General features: G+C 69.5%; 20 protein-coding genes. 12 read left to right on the top strand and 8 right to left on the bottom strand.

The window, feature by feature from the left end; genetic code table 11:
* Positions 1-6 precede the first annotated feature (6 nt).
* Entirely contained in the window at positions 7-1281 is a 1275-nt protein-coding gene (gene lplT, locus EOE66_RS03330; RefSeq protein WP_128227238.1) for a lysophospholipid transporter LplT, read from the bottom strand.
* Positions 1282-1433: 152 nt separating this feature from the next.
* Between lplT and alr the strand changes: the two genes are divergently transcribed.
* Genes alr through arfB form a run of 3 tightly spaced genes read left to right on the top strand, consistent with a single transcriptional unit; the run spans position 1434 to position 3225 of the window.
* Complete coding sequence (gene alr / locus EOE66_RS03325) at positions 1434-2519, top strand: alanine racemase (protein ID WP_128227237.1); 1086 nt, start codon at positions 1434-1436, stop codon at positions 2517-2519.
* Positions 2520-2559: 40 nt separating this feature from the next.
* On the top strand, positions 2560-2811 hold the full coding sequence (locus EOE66_RS03320; RefSeq protein ID WP_128227236.1) for a GlsB/YeaQ/YmgE family stress response membrane protein: 252 nt from the start codon (positions 2560-2562) through the stop codon (positions 2809-2811).
* A gap of 6 nt (positions 2812-2817) precedes the next feature.
* Positions 2818-3225 carry an alternative ribosome rescue aminoacyl-tRNA hydrolase ArfB gene (gene arfB, locus EOE66_RS03315; protein WP_128227235.1) on the top strand — a complete coding sequence of 136 codons (408 nt, stop codon included), beginning with the start codon at positions 2818-2820 and terminating at the stop codon, positions 3223-3225.
* Positions 3226-3280: 55 nt separating this feature from the next.
* On the opposite strand, the gene EOE66_RS03310 is transcribed toward arfB, so the two are convergent.
* Positions 3281-5761: an alpha-amylase family glycosyl hydrolase gene (locus EOE66_RS03310; protein ID WP_128227234.1), complete on the bottom strand. Its 2481-nt coding sequence runs from the start codon at positions 5759-5761 to the stop codon at positions 3281-3283.
* 80 nt (positions 5762-5841) lie between these two features.
* On the bottom strand, positions 5842-6021 hold the full coding sequence (locus tag EOE66_RS03305; protein WP_128227233.1) for a hypothetical protein: 180 nt from the start codon (positions 6019-6021) through the stop codon (positions 5842-5844).
* Here EOE66_RS03305 and EOE66_RS03300 point away from each other — a divergent pair.
* From EOE66_RS03300 to EOE66_RS03275, 6 genes are all read left to right on the top strand, one after another.
* The gene (locus EOE66_RS03300) at positions 6011-6751 is read left to right on the top strand and encodes a hypothetical protein (RefSeq protein WP_128227232.1); all 741 of its coding nucleotides are present in this window, start codon (positions 6011-6013) and stop codon (positions 6749-6751) included. The two genes, EOE66_RS03305 and EOE66_RS03300, sit on opposite strands and share 11 nt — an antisense overlap.
* 178 nt (positions 6752-6929) lie before the next feature.
* Positions 6930-7427, top strand: a complete 498-nt coding sequence (locus EOE66_RS03295) for a DUF2141 domain-containing protein (protein WP_164884979.1) — start codon at positions 6930-6932, stop codon at positions 7425-7427.
* A gap of 14 nt (positions 7428-7441) precedes the next feature.
* Positions 7442-8977, top strand: a complete 1536-nt coding sequence (locus tag EOE66_RS03290; RefSeq protein ID WP_128227230.1) for a carotenoid oxygenase family protein — start codon at positions 7442-7444, stop codon at positions 8975-8977.
* A gap of 29 nt (positions 8978-9006) precedes the next feature.
* Entirely contained in the window at positions 9007-10371 is a 1365-nt protein-coding gene (gene radA / locus EOE66_RS03285; protein WP_128227229.1) for a DNA repair protein RadA, read from the top strand.
* A 71-nt stretch (positions 10372-10442) separates the two neighbouring features.
* Complete coding sequence (locus EOE66_RS03280; RefSeq protein ID WP_128227228.1) at positions 10443-10718, top strand: YkvA family protein; 276 nt, start codon at positions 10443-10445, stop codon at positions 10716-10718.
* 16 nt (positions 10719-10734) lie between these two features.
* Entirely contained in the window at positions 10735-11514 is a 780-nt protein-coding gene (locus tag EOE66_RS03275; protein WP_128227227.1) for a metallophosphoesterase family protein, read from the top strand.
* A 12-nt stretch (positions 11515-11526) separates the two neighbouring features.
* Here EOE66_RS03275 and EOE66_RS03270 read toward each other — a convergent pair whose 3' ends face one another.
* Positions 11527-12309 (bottom strand): glycosyltransferase family 25 protein, encoded by a 783-nt coding sequence (locus tag EOE66_RS03270; RefSeq protein WP_128227226.1) that lies wholly within the window; start codon positions 12307-12309, stop codon positions 11527-11529.
* Between EOE66_RS03270 and EOE66_RS03265 the strand changes: the two genes are divergently transcribed.
* The 3 genes from EOE66_RS03265 to EOE66_RS03255 are packed head-to-tail and all read left to right on the top strand — an operon-like array spanning position 12291 to position 13911.
* Entirely contained in the window at positions 12291-12728 is a 438-nt protein-coding gene (locus EOE66_RS03265; protein WP_128227225.1) for a hypothetical protein, read from the top strand. The two genes, EOE66_RS03270 and EOE66_RS03265, sit on opposite strands and share 19 nt — an antisense overlap.
* 44 nt (positions 12729-12772) lie before the next feature.
* Complete coding sequence (locus tag EOE66_RS03260) at positions 12773-13699, top strand: branched-chain amino acid transaminase (RefSeq protein WP_128227224.1); 927 nt, start codon at positions 12773-12775, stop codon at positions 13697-13699.
* Between the two features lie 8 nt (positions 13700-13707).
* A complete protein-coding gene (locus EOE66_RS03255; RefSeq protein ID WP_054137888.1) occupies positions 13708-13911 on the top strand; it encodes a zinc-finger domain-containing protein in 204 nt (67 codons plus the stop codon).
* 24 nt (positions 13912-13935) lie between these two features.
* Here EOE66_RS03255 and ppk2 read toward each other — a convergent pair whose 3' ends face one another.
* From ppk2 to atpG, 4 genes are all read right to left on the bottom strand, one after another.
* Complete coding sequence (ppk2, locus tag EOE66_RS03250) at positions 13936-14733, bottom strand: polyphosphate kinase 2 (RefSeq protein WP_128227223.1); 798 nt, start codon at positions 14731-14733, stop codon at positions 13936-13938.
* Positions 14734-14862: 129 nt separating this feature from the next.
* On the bottom strand, positions 14863-15279 hold the full coding sequence (locus EOE66_RS03245) for a F0F1 ATP synthase subunit epsilon (protein ID WP_128227222.1): 417 nt from the start codon (positions 15277-15279) through the stop codon (positions 14863-14865).
* A 119-nt stretch (positions 15280-15398) separates the two neighbouring features.
* Entirely contained in the window at positions 15399-16811 is a 1413-nt protein-coding gene (gene atpD, locus EOE66_RS03240) for a F0F1 ATP synthase subunit beta (RefSeq protein ID WP_128227221.1), read from the bottom strand.
* A 40-nt stretch (positions 16812-16851) separates the two neighbouring features.
* Positions 16852-17736: a F0F1 ATP synthase subunit gamma gene (atpG, locus tag EOE66_RS03235; RefSeq protein ID WP_128227220.1), complete on the bottom strand. Its 885-nt coding sequence runs from the start codon at positions 17734-17736 to the stop codon at positions 16852-16854.
* Between the last annotated feature and the right edge of the window lie 8 nt (positions 17737-17744).

Below are 17744 nucleotides of genomic sequence, written 5' to 3'. Positions count from 1 at the left end.
CCGCGCTCAGTGCGAGTCGGTGCGGGCGATGACCAGCAGGCGCTCGACCTCTTCGCGGTGAACCACCGTGTTGCGGCGGTGCCAGCGGCGGATGATCTCCATCACCAGCGCCACGAGGATGCCAAACACGGTGATGGCGCCGAAGGCCGACATGCCGAAGCGTGTCATCAGCACGTACAGCGCGCCCAGCCCCAGGATGCAGGCCTGCTCGTTGAAGTTCTGCACGGCGATCGACCGGCCGGCGCCCATCAGGTTGTGGCCGCGGTGCTGCAGCAGCGCGTTCATCGGCACGATGAGGTAGCCACAGATCGCGCCCATGCCGATCAGGAAGGGCACCGCCGTGGCCAGGCTGTTGATGAACACCAGCCCGATCATGAAGAAGCCGACGGCCACGGCCATGGGGATGACGTTGGTGGCCTTGTCGAGCTTGGTGAGGAACGATGCCGCCACCGCACCGAGGATGGAGCCGATGACGACCACGCCGGCCAGGTTGGACGCCTGCGCCGTGCCGTAACCCAGCGCTGCGGCCGCCCAGGCGAAGACGATGAGCCGCAGGTTGCCGAAGATGCCCCACAGCAGCGTGGTGGTGGCCAGCGTGATCTGCCCCAGCTTGTCGCCCCACAGGCGGCTGTTGCAGCGCGAGAAGTCCATCACCAGCGCGGCGGCGCCCTGCATGGGGATGAGCGGCGCGGTGGTGCGCGGGATGAAGAGGTTGAAGGCCGCGGCGATGAGGTACAGCCAGACGATGGACGAGATGGCGGCCTCAGGCGCGGTGTCGATGCCGGTGCTGATGTAGGGCAGGTCGAAGCCCAGGAGCGCGGTGGAGATGCGCGGGCCGATGAGCTGCCCGCCCAGCAGGATGCCCAGCACGATGGAGGCGATGGTCAGGCCTTCGATCCAGCCGTTGCCCTTGACCAGCTGCGAGGGCGGCAGCAGCTCGGTGAGGATGCCGTACTTCGCCGGCCCGTAGGCCGCGGCGCCCAGGCCCACCACGGCGTAGGCCAGCAGCGGGTGGCTGCCGAACAGCATCATCAGGCAGCCCACGATCTTGATCGAGTTGCTGATGAACATCACCCGGCCCTTGGGGATGCTGTCGGCGAAGGCGCCCACGAAGGGCGCCAGGATCACGTAGAACAGCGCGAACATCGGCGCCAGCGCCGGCACCTGCCAGGCGGGTGCCTGGCTCAGGCGCAGCAGCTCGACGGCGGCGACGAGCAACGCGTTGTCCGCCAGCGAGCTGAAGAACTGCGCCGACATGATGGTCGAGAAACCTTTTTTCATCGTGTCGCGCGCAGGGCACGCCCGGCCTGGTGCCGGTGCGTCTTGTCTCCATCTTCGGGGCCGGCGGGTTATAGCACGCGACCCCTGGCGCACCGGGCCGGGCTGGCAGAATGAAACCGCACCCTCGGCCCGCCACCGCAACCCGTCACGACATGCCCCGCCCCATCGAAGCCCTGGTGCACACCGCGGCCCTGGCCCACAACCTGGCCCGCGCCCGCGCCGCCGCGCCCGACGCGCGGGTGTGGGCCGTGGTGAAGGCCAACGCCTACGGCCACGGCATCGAACGCGCCTTCGAAGGCCTGCGCGCTGCCGATGGTTTTGCGCTGCTCGACTTCGCCGAGGCCGAGCGCCTGCGCGCACTCGACTGGCGCGGCCCCATCCTGCTGCTGGAAGGCTGCTTCGAGCCGCGCGACCTGGAGCTGTGCTCGCGGCTGCAGCTGTGGCACGTGGTGCACTGTGAGCAGCAGATCGACTGGCTGGCCGCGCACAAGACGCAGCAGCCGCACCGCGTTTTCCTGAAGATGAACAGCGGCATGAACCGCCTGGGCTTCACGCCGGCGGCCTTCCGCAGCGCCTGGGTGCGCTTGAACGCACTGCCGCAGGTGGACGAGATCTCGCTGATGACGCACTTCAGCGACGCCGACGGCCCGCGCGGCGTGGACCACCAGCTCAGCGCCTTCGCCGCGGCCACGCACGACCTGCCCGGTGAACGCAGCGTGAGCAACAGCGCGGCCACGCTGCGGCACGGGCTCAACAACGACTGGGTGCGGGCCGGCATCATGGCCTACGGCAGCGCGCCCGATTTCCCGGCCCACGACATCCAGCACTGGGGCCTGCAGCCCGCGATGACGCTGCGCTCGCGCCTGATCGCCACGCAGCAGCTGCAGCCTGGCGACACCGTGGGCTACGGCAGCAGCTACACGGCGCGCGAGCCGCAGCGCATCGGCATCGTGGCCTGCGGCTATGCCGACGGCTACCCGCGCCACGCCGGCACCGACACGCCGGTGCTGGTGGACGGCGTGCGCACTGGCACCGTGGGCCGCGTTTCGATGGACATGCTGGCGGTCGACCTCACGCCCGTGCCGCAGGCCGGCGTGGGCAGCGAGGTCACGCTCTGGGGCCGCGGCCCGGGCGGCGCGCTGCTGGCCATCGACGACGTGGCGCACGCGGCCGGCACCATCGGCTACGAGCTGATGTGCGCGGTGGCGCCGCGTGTGCCCATGCGCAGCAGCGACTGATGACTTCCCTTTCCTTCACAGCCCGGAAAGCCCGCCCCGCATGGAAATCCTGAGCCACATCGTTCTCGGCCTCATCGTCGGCTTCCTGGCGCGCGGCATCATGCCCGGCGAGCAGAAGATGGGCTGGGTGCTCACCTGCCTGCTGGGCATCGGCGGCTCGGTGGTGGCGGGCGTGGCCGGGCGCGTGTTCGGCTGGTATGCCGCGGGCGAGCCGGCGGGCTGGTTCGCCTCGGTGGCCGGTGCGCTGGCGCTGCTGTTCGTGGTGGGCCTGCTGCGCGGCAAGAAGGCCTGAACGGCCGTGGCCCGGCGCGTGCTGGTCAACCGCGCCGAGGTCGACTTCAGCGCCATCCGCTCACAGGGTGCGGGCGGGCAGAACGTCAACAAGGTCAGCAGCGCGGCGCACCTGCGCTTCGACGTCGCGGCCTCTTCGTTGCCTGATGACGTGAAGCAGCGCCTCTTGGCGCAGCCCGACCAGCGCATCAGCGGCGACGGCACCGTCGTCATCAAGGCGCAAGACCACCGCAGCCTGCCGCGCAACCAGGCCGATGCGCTGCTGCGCCTGCAGGAGATGGTGGACGCCGCCACGGTGCAGCCCAAGGCCCGGCGTGCCACCAAGCCCACCTACGGCTCGCAGCAGCGGCGCCTGGCGGGCAAGGCGGTGCGGGCCGAGGTGAAGGCCGGGCGCGGGCGTGTGAAGGGCGAATGAAGGGCGAGCGGGGCGCTGCTGACGTGCCCTTCTCGGCCGGCCCCGACCGGGCCCTTCAGCGGGCAACCAGGATCACGAGCGAACGCGGGTTCACGCCGTAGCTGGCGTTCTCGCCACCCACGCAGGTGCTGGCCGCCAGGTCCACCTGGCCCGGACCTTCGGCCCAGCTGGCCGTGTCGGTGACGCGGCACCAGGTGTTCTTGCCCGGGCCCGTCCACGGCAGCGTGAAGTTGCGCGTGTTGGGCTCGGCGTTGTAGAGCACGAGCACCGTGTCGCCACCGCCGAGTTCGGAACCGTCGTAGCGCCAGGCCAGGGTGCGGTTCTGGCCGCTGCCGTCAGGGCTGCTGGCGGTGGCGTTCCACCAGCTGCCGTCACTGGAATTGGTGCGGTAGCTCTTGTCGGCGCCGAACCAGTCCAGCGGCGCCATGAAGTTGCCGTTGCCGTCGGTGCTGGCATAGAAGTTCTCGGGCCGCAGGGCGGGCTGGTTCTTGCGGAACTGCAGCAAGCGCGCCGCGAAGGTCTGGAAGTGCTGCTGCTCGGCGCTGAGGTTCCAGTTCAGCCAGTTGCCGGCGCTGTCCACGTTGTAGGGGTTGTTGTTGCAGTTCAGGCTGCGCAGGAACTCGTCGCCGGCGTTGAAGATGGGGATGCCGGCACTCAGCATCAGCAGCGCGAAGCCCGTGCGCGCCTGCTGGCGCTGCTGCACGGCATTGCCGAAGTTGTCCCACTGGTCTTCGTCGGCGGTGCCGCCATCGCTGGGGCCCAGGGGCCAGGGCTGGTTGATGTTCTGCCCGTTGCACGAGTACACGTCCTTCAAGGTGTAGCCGTCGTGCACGTTGAGGAAGTTCACCGAGTACCAGGGCTTGCCTCGGCCATCGCCGGCATCGCCGTAGAGGTCGGCCGACCCCGCAAGGCGCGTGGCGATGCGGCCGCGCGTGGCGTCCCCGTCCTTCACGCCGTACTTGTTCTGGGCACGGCGGATCACGTCGCGCCAGCCGCCGTTCCACTCGCTGAAGCCGGCCGGCATCTGGCCCAGCTGGTAGCCCTGGCCACCGGGCGCCAGGCCCCAGGGCTCGCCGGACAGGAAGACCCCCGGGAAGGCCGCGGCCACCTGCGCCAGCGCGGTGTCGGCGCTGCTGCGGCTGAAGTAGAAGCGCTGCGGGTCGTTCGGGTTGGTGTCGTTGTCGTAGGTGTTGGCCAGCGCGATGCCGAGGTCGAAGCGGAAACCGTCGATGCCGAAGGCCTGCCGGTAGTAGCGCAGCGAATCGACGATCAGCTTCTGCACGCGGGGGTGGCGCGTGTTCAGCGTGTTGCCGGTGCCGGTGATGTCGTAGTAGTAGGCGCGGTCGTTGGCGGTGCCGGGCGCGCGCGTCAGCAGGTAGTAGCTGGCGTTGTCGATGCCGCGCAGGCTGAAGAGGCTGGCCTTGGCGGGGTCGCTGCCGCTCCAGGTGCCACCTTCTGCCGTGTGGTTGTAGACGACGTCGGCCACCACCTTGATGCCCGCGTCATGGAAGGCCTTGACCATGCCCGCGAACTCGCGCGTGGGGCCGCCGATGCGCTTGTCGCAGGCATAGCGGCGGTCGGGCGCGAAGTAGCTGATCGTCATGTAGCCCCAGTAGTTGTCGCCGCGCGTGCTGGTGGCCGAGCGCTGCGTGGGGGCGTGCTCGAGGTCGTTGGCCTCGTTGTCGGTCTCGTGCACGGGCATGAACTCGATGGTGTTGATGCCCATGGCCTGCAGGTGCGGGATCTTGGCCACCGCGCCGGCATAGGTGCCCCGGCAGGCGCCCACGCTGGCGTCGCCGGCCGTGAAGCCGCGCACGTGGGCCTCGACGATCACATCGTCCTTGGCCGGCCGCACGGGCGCGGTGCCCGTGGACAGCTGCGTGTAGCCCTGGCCGAAGGGCATGGCCACCACGCCCTTGGGCGCCACCAGGGCACTGTCGCGGATGCGGTCGCCAGCGCCGCTGGCGTAGACCGTGGCATCGGTGTTCGCCGGGCTGACGGCCGCACTCAGGTAGTCGTGCGTGGTCTCCAGCGCATAGGGGTCGAGCAACAGCTTGTTGGGGTTGAAGCGGTGGCCCTGGGTGTCGACGTCGGTGATGAAGCCGGCCTGCGAGCCCGGCGTCCACGCCGCGTTGTAGGGCCAGTTCGGACCCCAGGCCCGGTAGCCGTAGAAGATGTTGGTGAAGAGCTTGTCCGGGTTGGCGGGGTCGATGTCGAAGCCCAGGTTGCGCAGCGCCGCCACGGGCACGCTGACCTGCCAGACCTCGCTGCCGGTGGGCCGGGCCATCACGTAGCGCGCCACGTGCGCCGCGCCGTGCTGCTGCCGGTAGAGGTAGACCTCCACCCGCGTGGCGTGGCGTGAAGCCAGCCGGAAGCTCACCGCCGTGCCGGCCGCGTTCAGCTGGCCGCCCAATTGCTCGGCACCGCCCGGCTGCACGGCAACGGCCGCCGCCGGCGCAGCGGCCAGGCCCAGGCTGAGCGCTGCCAGACAGGCAGCCAAAGTAGGAACGAAAGCGGGGATGCGACGCAGGCGCATGGCGGGGTCTCCTGGGTTGGCGGGCGGCAAGGGCTGCCCGGAGGCGGGGCCTCGGTGTTGTGGATGTAGCTTAACTACAGTCACTTGCGGGGTCTTGGGTGTTTCCCCGGATGCGCCTGCATCACCCCTGTTTCGAGAATCCCAGCAGAAATATTGAGGGTTGGCGCATCTCTCGCCTCGAGAGAAGTCGAGGATGCGCGGTTCGCCCGATCCGCAAAAGTATCAAAACTACATTCTTTGGAGACTTCGATGAAGTTCATGCGCACGCTGCCGCTGGCCTGGGGTCTGGCCTTGGGCGGTCTGGCGGCCCAGGCCGCGCCCGTCATCGGGGCGGCCACCGATCCGGTTTCGGGGCAGTCCGCACTCACGGCGACCGGCCACGACCGCTTCGACACCGAGTTCTTCGCCGACCAAGCGGCTCTCGCTGACCTGCTGAGCGGGACCGGCTTCGCCGCCGGCCCGCTGCGCGCCGTGGGCAGCGAAGTGGAGGTTCGCTACGTCGGCACCATGGCCGCGCACGCCGGCGAGCTCTTCCTGCAGGGCAGCGGCGCACTGTTCAGCACGCGCGACGGGCTGTCCGCGGCCGATGCGGCGGGCGACTTCAGCCTCACCATCGATTCGATCAGCCGCTCGCGGACCATCAGCGGTCTGTCCGCCTTCGAGGCGCTGGTCTTCGGGATGCAGGCGGAGGCCTTTGCCGGCGATGCGGGCCTGGGCCTGGCCGGCAACGCAGCGGCGCAGGTGCTGGCCAGCGGCCAGGGCGCCGTGCGGGCGCGCAGCGTCGGCACCAACACCTGGCTGCTGGGTTTCGAGACCTTTGGCGCGCTGGACTACGCCGACGCGGTGATGTGGGTGCGCGGCGTCAGCTTCGACAGCCCGCCGGAGCCGCCGCCCGTGCAGGGTGTGCCGCTGCCGGGCAGCCTTTCATTGGTGCTGGCCGGGCTCGGGGCCCTGGCCCTGCGCCCTGGTCGCCGCCGCGCGAACCGCTAGAGCGCCGCGGGGAGCCCTGCCTGGCCCCCGCATCCTGCTGGCGCCGTCGCGGCCCGCCTGCACTTCGCGGCGGGCTGCGCTCATTTGGCGACGCGCACTGCCGCGCCGTCGCAGCGGCATGGAGCCCGCGGGCCAAGACCGACACAGTGTGGCCATCCCACCCCACCGGAGCCACACCATGCCACTGCACACCCCGAACGCCCCTGCCGTCCGCATCGGCGGCCTGCTGCTCTGCGGCACCCTCATCCTCGCCAGCGGCCCCATCGCCGCGCAGGCGCTGGTTGCCCCTGCGGCCGCACCCGCAGCCTCGGCCAGCAACACCCCGGACGGGTACTGCGCCAAGGTGGAGATCGACAACGTACGCCCCGGCCAGGGCCAGGTGATGATCGCTGCGTATGGCAGCGCCGAAACCTTCGGCAAGCGCCCGCTGAAGTCGATCCGCGTGCCGGCCGGCGAGGCACGCATGAGCGTGCAGCTCTGCGGCTTGAGCGGCAGCGAGGTCGCACTGATGCTGTTCCAGGACCTCGACAGCGACGGCAAGATGGGCCGCAACCTCATGGGCATGCCCACCGAACCCTGGGGCTCATCGGGCAACCCGGGCATGTTCGGGCCGCAGTGGGACACCGGCAAGGTGGCGCTGGATGGCCGCCCCATCGCCGTGAAGATGTCGATGTGAGCAGGGGCACGACCATGCTGCAACGCCGCCAACTGCTGCTGAGCCTGGGCCCTGCGGGCCTGGCCGCCCTCACGGGCCTGGGCGCGGGTGCCGCGCACGCCGCCGCCCGCCCGCAAGACTTCGACAACGCCAGGCCTCGCCAGCCGCTGCTGGCCCCGCTGAAGGGCGTGGACGACATCACCGGCGACCGCGATGCCGTGGCCTCGCTGCGCGGCCGCTGGCCGGCCGAGCTGCAAGGCCGCTTCTACCGCAACGGCCCGGCGCTCTTCGAACGCGGCGGCCAGCGCTACCACCACTGGTTCGACGGCGACGGCATGGTGCAGCAGTTCAGCATCGGCGACGGCGCCGTGCGGCACCGCGGCCGCCTCGTGCGCACCAGCAAGCTGAAGGCCGAGCAGAGTGCCGGTCGATTCCTGCTGCCCACGCTGGGCACGCACATCGCCGGCGGGCCGCCCATCAGTGGGCCCGATGCGGTGAACGTGGCCAACACCAACGCGCTGGAACACGCCGGGCAGGTGCTGGCGATGTGGGAAGGCGGCTCGGCCTACGCGCTGAACCCGGCCGACCTGGCCACCACGGGCCCGGTGACCTGGCGCCAGGACCTGGCACAAGTGCCGTTCTCGGCCCACCCCAAGGTGGACGCTGCCGGCCAGCTGTGGAACATCGGCACCGCCGGCCACCGCCTGGTGGTGTGGCACATCGACGGCCAGGGCCGCCTGGTGCGCGCCCAGGTGGGCGAGCTGCCACTGCCCGCCGGCCTGCGCGGCACCATGGTGCACGACCTCGCCGTCACCGAGCGCTACCTCGTGGTGCCGCTGCCGCCGGTGGGCATCGACTTCATGCAGCGCCCGGCCGACGGCCGCCACCGCTTCAAGCTGGCTCTCGGCGAGCCGCTGCGCGTGCTGGTGATGGAGAAGGCCGACATCACGAGGCGCCGCGTCTTCGAGCTGCCGGCCGAGATGGTGTTCCATGTCGGCAACGCATTCGAGGCGGCCGACGGCGAGATCGCGCTCAGCTACATCGGCGCGCCAGATGCGAGCTTCCTCGACGAAGGCGCCGTGGCGATGATGGCCGGCCGCGCCGCGCCCCAGGTCAGCGACAGCGGCCTGCGCCTGGCCCGGCTGCACATGGGCACGGGCCGCGTGCAAGTGCAGAAGCTGGCTGGCGATGTGGAGTTCCCGCGCGTGCACCCGCAGCGCATCGGCCTGCCGGCACGCTGGCTGCTCACGGCCGCGGCCTGGCCGCTGTACCCGGCGCGCCAGGACTACGGCCTGCTGCATGGCGTGCAACTGCTCGACACGCACACCGGCCGCACGCAGCGCCACGACTACGGCGAGCACGTGGTGGCCGAAGAGCACGTGCTGGTGCCCAAGCCCGGCAAGACGGGCGAGCTCGACGCCTGGCTGCTTGGCACCACCTACGACGCCCGGCGCCAGGCCACGGTGCTGAACCTGCTGGATGCGGCGCGCATCGGCGACGGCCCCATCGCGCAGGCGGTGCTGCCCTACGGCCTGCCGCTCGGCTTCCACGGCAACTTCACCGCCGCCTGATCGCCCGGCCGTGCGGCCCACAATGCCGCATGGCCAAGACGATCTACACCTGCCGCGAGTGCGGCGGCACGAATGCCAAATGGCTGGGCCAGTGCCCGCACTGCAAGGCCTGGAACACGCTGGACGAGACGGCGGCCGAAGCCGCCGGCCCGGCCACGCGCAACACGCGCTTCCAGGCCCTGGCCAAGAGCCAGCCCGTCACCACGCTGAGCCAGATCGAGGCCGCCGACGTGGCGCGCACGCCCACGGGCCAGGAAGAGCTCGACCGCGTGCTCGGCGGCGGCATCGTCGAAGGCGCGGTGGTGCTGATCGGTGGCGACCCCGGCATCGGCAAGAGCACGCTGCTGCTGCAGGCGGTGGACGCGCTCAGCACGCAGATGCCGGTGCTCTATGTCACGGGCGAAGAGAGCGGCGCGCAGATCGCGCTGCGCGCGCGCCGGCTGGGCCTGCCGGGCACGCACGTGCGCGTGCTGGCGGAGATCCAGCTGGAGAAGATCGTCGCGGCCATCGAGGCCGAGAACCCGGCCTTCTGCGTCATCGATTCCATCCAGACCGTCTACAGCGAGCAGCTCAACTCCGCCCCCGGCAGCGTGGCGCAGGTGCGTGAGTGCGCAGCCCAGCTCACGCGCGTGGCCAAGACGCGCGGCTGCACGGTGGTGCTGGTGGGCCACGTCACGAAGGAAGGTGCGCTGGCCGGGCCGCGCGTGCTGGAGCACATCGTCGACACGGTGCTGTACTTCGAGGGCGACACGCACAGCAGCTTCCGCATGGTGCGCGCCATCAAGAACCGCTTCGGCGCCGTGAACGAGATCGGCGTCTTCGCGATGACCGAAAAAGGCCTGCGCGGCGTGAGCAACCCGAGCGCCATCTTCCTCAGCACGCACAGCGAGCCCGTGCCCGGCAGCTGCGTGCTGGTGACGCTGGAAGGCACGCGGCCGCTGCTGGTGGAGATCCAGGCGCTGGTGGACAGCGGCGGGCCCAGCCCGCGGCGCCTCAGCGTGGGCCTGGACCGCGACCGCCTGGCCATGCTGCTGGCGGTGCTGCACCGCCACGCGGGCGTGGCCTGCCTGGACCAGGACGTGTTCGTCAACGCCGTGGGCGGCGTGCGCATCGCCGAGCCGGCGGCCGACTTGGCGGTGCTGCTGGCCATCCAGGGCAGCCTGCGTGGCAAGGCGCTGCCGCGCGGCTTCATCGCCTTCGGCGAAGTCGGCCTGGCCGGCGAGGTGCGGCCTGCACCGCGCGGGCAAGAGCGGTTGAGAGAAGCCGCCAAGCTCGGCTTCAGCGTGGCCGTGGTGCCCAAGGCCAACGCGCCGAAGAAGCCGATCGAAGGGCTGACGGTGCACGCAGTGGAACGCATCGAGCAGGCCATCGAGGCCGTGCGCGGGCTGGGGTGAATCAGGCCCGGTCTTGTGAGCTGGGCCCCTCGCCCCTAAGTTCTGCGCTGTTGGGGCTGGAAAGGACGACCATGTGGAAGAAGCTGGCGGTGCTGTGGACCCTGTTGCGCAGCGACGCGCTGCAGCTCTGGCGTGCGCTGCGCCACCCTTTGCAGCCGCGCTGGCTGAAGCCGGCCGCGGCGCTGCTGGTGCTGTACCTGCTGTCGCCGATCGACCTCTTGCCCGACTTCATCCCGCTGCTGGGCGTGGTGGACGACCTCGTGCTCATCCCGCTGGCCGTGCGCTACATGCTGCGCCGGCTGCCGGCCGCGGTGCGGGCCGACATCGCACGCGGACAGCGCTACTGAGCGCAGGCGCACAGCCATGCGCTGGGCGGTGGTCTCCGACATCCACGGCAACCTGCCAGCGCTGCAGGCGGTATGGGCCGAGATCGAGGCGGCCGGCGTCGAGGGCGTGATCAACCTCGGCGACATCCTCAGCGGCCCCTTGTGGCCCAGCGAGACAGCCGCCTTCCTGATGGCCCGCCCCGGGCCCACCATCGCCGGCAACCATGAGCGTCAGCTGCTCGACACGCGCACGCCACAAGGCGCCAGTGACGCGAGGGCCGCAGCAGCGCTGAACGCCGCACAGCGGGCCTGGGTGGCCGCGCTGCCCGGCCATGCGATGCTGGCCGGCGGCGCCGTGGCGCTCTTCCACGGCACACCGTCGAGCGACCTGGAGCCCTGGCTGCACACGGTGACACCCGACTTCGCGCCGCCCGCGTCACCCGGTCTGCGCCCGGCCACCGAGGCCGAAATGCGCGCCCGCGCGGGCAGCGGCTGGCCCGCTGGCGCGCAGGTGCTGCTGTGCGGCCACACGCACCTGCCCCGCATGGCCCTGGTGGACGGGCGCCTGTTGCTGAACCCCGGCAGCGTGGGCCTGCCGGCCTACGACCACGACCAGCCCCACCGCCACCACGTCGAGAACAGCAGCCCGCACGCGCGCTGGGCCTTGCTCAGCCTCGGGGCCCAGGGCTGGCAGGCCGAGCTGCGGCAGACGGCCTACGACTGGGAGCAGGCCGCCGCCCGCGCCGAAGATGCGGGCCGCGTCGATTGGGCCGATGCGCTGCGAACCGGCCGCGTCGGTCGAACCCTGCCCGACTGAACGGCGCAGCGCTCAGCCCGCGCTGCTTTGCGTGGTGTGGCGTTCGAGGCGGGTTTCGCGCAGCCCGTAGGCCAGGCGCTTCAGTTCGTTGCCAATGCGGTAGGCGTAGGTGGGCAATCGCCGGGTCCAGTGGAACTTGCGGCTGCCGCCCGCGGGTGCGGTGATGGTGCTGGCGATGTGCTCGTCGTGCCCGCAGGGCGTGGGCGTGACGAGGCGGAACTTCAGGCCGAAGCGCCAGCCCTGGTCGAAGACATGGTCGTAGGGCAGTTGCATCGGCAGCAGGCCGTCGCGTTCTCGCAGGTAGGCCTGCGCGGCGCGACGGTTCATCAGGTAGGCACTGCTGCCGGTGCAGCGGCTCAGCATCACCGCCAACTGGTGGCCGGGTGCCACCTGCAGGTAGGGCTGCGGCGTGCCGCGGTGCACGGCGGAGAGCTTCACCACGTCCCAGCGCGTGGGGTGCTGCATCAGGCCCTGCAGCACCGCAGGCAGGCTGTTCTGCAGCAGCACGTCGTCTTCCAGCACCAGCGCAAACTGCGCCTCGCTGGCCAGAAAGGCGCGCATCACCTCGATGTGCGACAGGTAACATCCCAGCTCGCCCGGCACCGGCGTCATGCCGTGTTTGCGGTGGAAGGCCGGCTCGTCGAGAGCGGCCCTCTGGGCTGGTGTCAGGGCCCGCGCATCCACCGCCGCGAGACGCGTGTAGGGCAGTTGCAGGGCCTGCAGCTGCGCGCTGATGCGAGCCAGCCGCTCGGGCGCCCTGTCGAGATTGATCACCCATGTCTGCAAAGCCGTCATCCCCACGATTCTCCGCGAAGGCGCAGGCCGCTCTGGGCTGGGCGCTGGCACTGGCGGCGGTGGTCGGCGGCTGGCTGAGCTACGGCGGGCCGGGCGTGCTGCTGGCCCTCACCGTCATCGTGTTCTGGCTGCTGCTGCAGTTCAGCCAGGCGCTGCGCACACTGCGCATTGCCAGCCAGCGGCCGGTGGGCGTGGTACCCAGCGCCGTGATGCTGAACGCCAAGCTGCACGCCGGCATGCGCTTGCCGCAGGTGCTGCGCCTGACACTCAGCCTGGGCCGCCCCGTGCAGGCCGAAAGCGGCGGCACCGAGGTCTGGGCCTGGGCCGACGAGACGGGCGACGAGGTGCAGGTCACGCTGCACGGCGGCCGCGTCACGCAATGGCAGCTGCAGCGCGTCGCAGCCCGGAGCGACACCTAAAATCCGGCGCTTCACCGCAGCACGCACACCCCGAAGGAGTTTCCATGTCGATGTCAGACCGCGACGGCAAGATCTGGATGGACGGCCAGCTCGTCGAATGGCGCGACGCCAAGATCCACGTGCTGAGCCACACGCTGCACTATGGCTGCGGCGCCTTCGAAGGCGTGCGCGCCTACAAGACGGCGCAGGGCACGGCCATCTTCCGCCTGCAAGAGCACACCGAGCGCCTCTTCAACAGCGCCAAGATCCTGCGCATGAAGATCCCCTTCACGCCCGAGCAGGTGATGGAGGCGCAGCGCGAGGTGGTGCGCGTGAACCAGCTGGAAAGCTGCTACCTGCGCCCGCTGACCTGGATCGGCGACAAGAAGCTCGGTGTCAGCCCCAAGGGCAACACCATCCACCTGATGGTGGCGGCCTGGCCCTGGGGCGCCTACCTGGGTGAAGAAGGCCTGCAGCGTGGCATCCGCGTGAAGACCAGCAGCTACACGAGGCACCACGTCAACATCACGATGACGCAGGCCAAGGCGGTGAGCAACTACACCAACAGCATCCTGGCCAACATGGAAGCCACCGACGAGGGCTACGACGAGGCCATGCTGCTCGACCCCGCCGGTTTCGTGGCCGAAGGCGCGGGCGAGAACCTCTTCGTCATCAAGAAGGGCGTGGTCTACACGCCGGACCTCAGTGCCGGCGCGCTGAACGGCATCACGCGCGACACCATCTTCCACATCTGCCAGGACCTGGGCCTGACGCTGAAGGAAAAGCGCATCACGCGCGACGAGGTCTACATCTGCGACGAGGCCTTCTTCACCGGCACCGCCGCTGAAGTGACGCCTATCCGCGAGCTCGACCGCATCGAACTCGGCGCGGGCCGCCGCGGCCCCATCACCGAGAAGATCCAGACGGCCTTCTTCGACATCGTGAACGGCCGCAACCCCAAGTACGCGCACTGGCTCACGCCGGTGGCCTGAGGAAGAACATGGCTGAACCGAAAGCAGTGGTCGAAGTGAGCGCCGCCGAGCTGCAGGGCCCGGGCGTGACCTTCTGCCCCAACCCCAAGATGGCCTTGTGGAGCAACCACCCCAAGGTCTTCATCGACGTGGCCACCACCGGTGAAGGGCGTTGCCCGTACTGCGGCACCGTCTACAAGCTCAAGGCCGGCGAGCACGTGCACCACCACTGAAGGCCCTGCTGAGGGCTGAGGCCTTCAGATAGCCTTGAAGCCCGCCTTGAAGCGCTCTTTCAGCGGCGGGTAGGGCAGCGGCGGGAACTCCAGCGCTGGCTCGGGCACGGCGTGGTCGGGCAGGCGAGCCAGCAGGTCGCGTATCAGCGCCAGCCGGCCGCGGCGCTGGTCGTTGAAGTCGACCAAGGTCCACGGCGTTCGCTTGCTGTGTGTGGCGGCGAGCATCGTGTTGCGGGCCTCCGTGTAGTCGGCGTAACGCGCCCGCGCTTCGAGGTCGATGGGGCTGAGCTTCCAGCGCTTGAGCGGGTCGGCCAGGCGTTCGGCGAAGCGCTCTTCCTGCTGCACCTGGTCCACCGTCAGCCAGTACTTGAAGAGCAGGATGCCGTCGTCGACCAGCATCTTCTCGAACACCGGCGCCTGCTTGAGGAAGGTCTCGACCTGCGCCTCGCTGCAGTAGCCCATGACCCTCTCGACGCCGGCGCGGTTGTACCAGCTGCGGTCGAAGAGCACGATCTCACCGGCTGCCGGCAGGTGCGGCACGTAACGCTGGAAGTACCACTGCGTGCGCTCGCGGTCGTTGGGCTTGGGCAGCGCGACCACGCGGCACTGGCGCGGGTTCAGCGTGTCGCTGATGGCCGAGATGACGCCACCCTTGCCGGCGGTGTCGCGCCCCTCGATCAGCACCAGCACGCGCTGCCCGCTGTGCTGCAGCCAGCGCGCCATGTCGTTGAGCTCCAGCTCCAGCGGCGCGAGTTGTTCGATGTAGGCCGCCTTGCCCAGGCGTTGGGGCTTGTCGGTCTCGCTCTTGGCCTTCTTGGTCATGCCGTGCTCCTGCAGGCCGGGCGCCGGCAGCGCCAAGGGGCCGTGCCTGCACTGTAGCGGCACCGCGCAGGCATGAAAAAACCCGCCGGGCGGTAGCCGGGCGGGTCTTCTTGCCGTGGGCTGCGCGGCTTACTTCTTGCGCAGCTTCTGGATGGCCGCCAGCTGCGCGGCCATGGCCGCGAACTCGCCTTGGGCGGCGGCCAGGTCGATGTCGCTCTTGGCGTTTTTCATCGCCTCTTCGGCCAGCTTCTTGGCTTCCAGGGCCTTGGCTTCGTCGAGGTCGTGGCCGCGGATGGCGGTGTCGGCGAGCACCGTCACCGTGCCCGGCTGCACTTCCAGGATGCCACCGGCCACGAACACGAACTCTTCGCCCGAGCCGTCGGCCTTCTCGATGCGCACGGCACCCGGGCGGATGCGCGTGATCAGCGGCGTGTGGCGCGGCAGGATGCCGAGTTCGCCGTTCTCGCCCGGCAGGGCGACGAACTTGGCTTCGCCGCTGAAGATGCTCTCTTCAGCCGAAACCACATCAACGTGGAGAGTTGCCATCGGGGTGTCCTTGGTGTCTGGGGCTGCTGATCAAGCAGAAGCCGCGGATCCGGCTTCGCCGGTCCGCTGGCGAACGGCCCACTCGGGGGGTGGCGAGCGCCAGCGAGCCCGGGGGCCCATCAGTTGATCTTCTTGGCCTTTTCGAACGCTTCGTCGATGGTGCCGACCATGTAGAAGGCCTGCTCGGGCAGCGCGTCGCACTCGCCAGCCACGATCATCTTGAAGCCGCGGATGGTTTCCTTCAGCGGCACGTACTTGCCCGGCGTGCCCGTGAACACTTCGGCCACGTGGAAGGGCTGGCTCAGGAAGCGCTGGATCTTGCGCGCGCGGGCCACGGCCAGCTTGTCTTCGGGGCTCAGTTCGTCCATGCCCAGGATCGCGATGATGTCGCGCAGTTCCTTGTAGCGCTGCAGCGTGGCCTGCACGGCACGCGTGGTCTCGTAGTGCTCCTGGCCGACCACGTTCGGGTCGATCTGGCGCGAGGTGCTGTCCAGCGGGTCCACGGCGGGGTAGATGCCCAGCGCGGCGATGTCGCGGCTCAACACCACGGTGGCGTCCAGGTGGGCGAAGGTCGTGGCGGGCGAGGGGTCGGTCAGGTCGTCCGCAGGCACGTACACGGCCTGGATGGAGGTGATCGAGCCCACCTTGGTGGAGGTGATGCGCTCCTGCAGGCGGCCCATTTCCTCGGCCAGCGTCGGCTGGTAGCCCACGGCGGAAGGCATGCGGCCCAGCAGGGCCGACACTTCCGTACCGGCCAGCGTGTAGCGGTAGATGTTGTCCACGAAGAACAGCACGTCACGGCCTTCGTCGCGGAAGCTTTCGGCGATGGTCAGACCGGTCAGGGCCACGCGCAGGCGGTTGCCCGGCGGCTCGTTCATCTGGCCGTAGACCATGGCCACTTTCGACTCGGCCAGGTTGTCCTGGTTCACGACGCCCGAATCGGACATCTCGTGGTAGAAGTCGTTGCCCTCACGGGTGCGCTCACCCACGCCCGCGAACACCGACAAGCCGCTGTGCGCCTTGGCGATGTTGTTGATGAGCTCCATCATGTTCACGGTCTTGCCGACGCCGGCGCCGCCGAACAGACCCACCTTGCCGCCCTTGGCGAAGGGGCAGATTAGGTCGATCACCTTGATGCCGGTTTCCAGCAGCTCTTGCGAGGGGCTGAGTTCGTCGTAGGCCGGGGCCTTGCGGTGGATGGGGGCCGACAGCTCCATGCTCACGGGGCCGCGCTCGTCGATGGGGTTGCCCAGCACGTCCATGATGCGGCCCAGCGTCGCCTTGCCCACGGGCACGGTGATGTTGGCGCCGGTGTTGCTGACCATCAGGCCGCGGCGCAGGCCGTCCGACGAGCCCAGTGCGATGGTGCGCACGATGCCGTCGCCGAGCTGCTGCTGCACTTCCAGCGTCAGGGCGGTGCCCTCGAGCTTCAGTGCGTCGTAGACGCGGGGCATGGCGTCGCGGGGGAACTCGACGTCCACCACCGCGCCGATGCACTGGACGATCTTGCCTTGGGCTTGCGTGTTCGACATTTCAGTGATCCTTCAAACGTAATCTGTTGCGGCCGTGGGCTCAGCCCGAGATCGCGGCGGCGCCGCTGACGATCTCGGAGAGTTCCTTCGTGATCGCGGCCTGGCGGGTCTTGTTGTAGATGAGCTTGAGCTCACCGATCAGCGTGCCGGCGTTGTCGGTGGCGGCCTTCATGGCCACCATGCGCGCGCTCTGCTCGCTGGCCATGTTCTCGGCCACGGCCTGGAAGACCAGCGCCTCGATGTAGCGCGTGAGCAGCTCGTCGATGACGGTGGCGGCGTCGGGCTCGTAGATGTAGTCCCAGCCGTACTGCTTCTTCTCGGCTTCGGTCTGCGCCAGGCGGGCGCCGGACAGCGGCAGCAGCTGCTCGACCATCGGCTCCTGCTTCATCGTGTTGATGAAGTTGGTGTAGCAGACGTACACGGCGTCCAGCTTGCCGGCCACGAAAGCGTCCAGCATCACCTTCACCGGGCCGATCAGCTTTTCCAGCTGCGGGGCGTCGCCCAGCTGCGTGGCGTGGCTGACGACGTTGGCACCGATGCGATTGAGGAAGCTGAAGCCCTTGTTGCCGATGGCCACCGCCTGGATGGCGTTGCCCGCGGCCTGGACTTCCTTCATCTTGTTCGTGACGGCGCGCAGCACGTTGGTGTTCAGGCCGCCGCACAGACCCTTGTCGGTGGTGACGACGATGAAGCCCACGGCCTTGGCCGTGCCGCCGGTCCGCATGTACGGGCTCTTGTACTCAGGGTTGGCCTGGGACAGGTGCGCCGTGATGTTGCGGATCTTGTCGGCGTAGGGCCGCGCCGAGCGCATGCGCTCCTGCGCCTTGCGCATCTTCGAAGCGGCGACCATTTCCATGGCCTTGGTGATCTTCTTGGTGTTCTCCACCGATTTGATCTTGCCGCGTATCTCTTTGCCGACCGCCATGGTCTTGC

The organism is Rubrivivax rivuli (assembly GCF_004016505.1).
Taxonomy (GTDB): domain Bacteria; phylum Pseudomonadota; class Gammaproteobacteria; order Burkholderiales; family Burkholderiaceae_C; genus Rubrivivax; species Rubrivivax rivuli.
This window is presented reverse-complemented; position numbering and strand designations above follow the sequence as displayed.

Coding starts and splice junctions, on each gene's coding strand:
- lplT (WP_128227238.1), bottom strand. CDS start 1,281: ATGAAAAAAGGTTTCTCGACCATCATGTCGGCGCAGTTCTTCAGCTCG.
- alr (WP_128227237.1), top strand. CDS start 1,434: ATGCCCCGCCCCATCGAAGCCCTGGTGCACACCGCGGCCCTGGCCCAC.
- EOE66_RS03320 (WP_128227236.1), top strand. CDS start 2,560: ATGGAAATCCTGAGCCACATCGTTCTCGGCCTCATCGTCGGCTTCCTG.
- EOE66_RS03310 (WP_128227234.1), bottom strand. CDS start 5,761: ATGCGCCTGCGTCGCATCCCCGCTTTCGTTCCTACTTTGGCTGCCTGT.
- EOE66_RS03300 (WP_128227232.1), top strand. CDS start 6,011: ATGAAGTTCATGCGCACGCTGCCGCTGGCCTGGGGTCTGGCCTTGGGC.
- EOE66_RS03305 (WP_128227233.1), bottom strand. CDS start 6,021: ATGAACTTCATCGAAGTCTCCAAAGAATGTAGTTTTGATACTTTTGCG.
- EOE66_RS03295 (WP_164884979.1), top strand. CDS start 6,930: ATGCCACTGCACACCCCGAACGCCCCTGCCGTCCGCATCGGCGGCCTG.
- EOE66_RS03290 (WP_128227230.1), top strand. CDS start 7,442: ATGCTGCAACGCCGCCAACTGCTGCTGAGCCTGGGCCCTGCGGGCCTG.
- radA (WP_128227229.1), top strand. CDS start 9,007: ATGGCCAAGACGATCTACACCTGCCGCGAGTGCGGCGGCACGAATGCC.
- EOE66_RS03280 (WP_128227228.1), top strand. CDS start 10,443: ATGTGGAAGAAGCTGGCGGTGCTGTGGACCCTGTTGCGCAGCGACGCG.
- EOE66_RS03275 (WP_128227227.1), top strand. CDS start 10,735: ATGCGCTGGGCGGTGGTCTCCGACATCCACGGCAACCTGCCAGCGCTG.
- EOE66_RS03265 (WP_128227225.1), top strand. CDS start 12,291: ATGTCTGCAAAGCCGTCATCCCCACGATTCTCCGCGAAGGCGCAGGCC.
- EOE66_RS03270 (WP_128227226.1), bottom strand. CDS start 12,309: ATGACGGCTTTGCAGACATGGGTGATCAATCTCGACAGGGCGCCCGAG.
- EOE66_RS03260 (WP_128227224.1), top strand. CDS start 12,773: ATGTCGATGTCAGACCGCGACGGCAAGATCTGGATGGACGGCCAGCTC.
- EOE66_RS03255 (WP_054137888.1), top strand. CDS start 13,708: ATGGCTGAACCGAAAGCAGTGGTCGAAGTGAGCGCCGCCGAGCTGCAG.
- ppk2 (WP_128227223.1), bottom strand. CDS start 14,733: ATGACCAAGAAGGCCAAGAGCGAGACCGACAAGCCCCAACGCCTGGGC.
- EOE66_RS03245 (WP_128227222.1), bottom strand. CDS start 15,279: ATGGCAACTCTCCACGTTGATGTGGTTTCGGCTGAAGAGAGCATCTTC.
- atpD (WP_128227221.1), bottom strand. CDS start 16,811: ATGTCGAACACGCAAGCCCAAGGCAAGATCGTCCAGTGCATCGGCGCG.
- atpG (WP_128227220.1), bottom strand. CDS start 17,736: ATGGCGGTCGGCAAAGAGATACGCGGCAAGATCAAATCGGTGGAGAAC.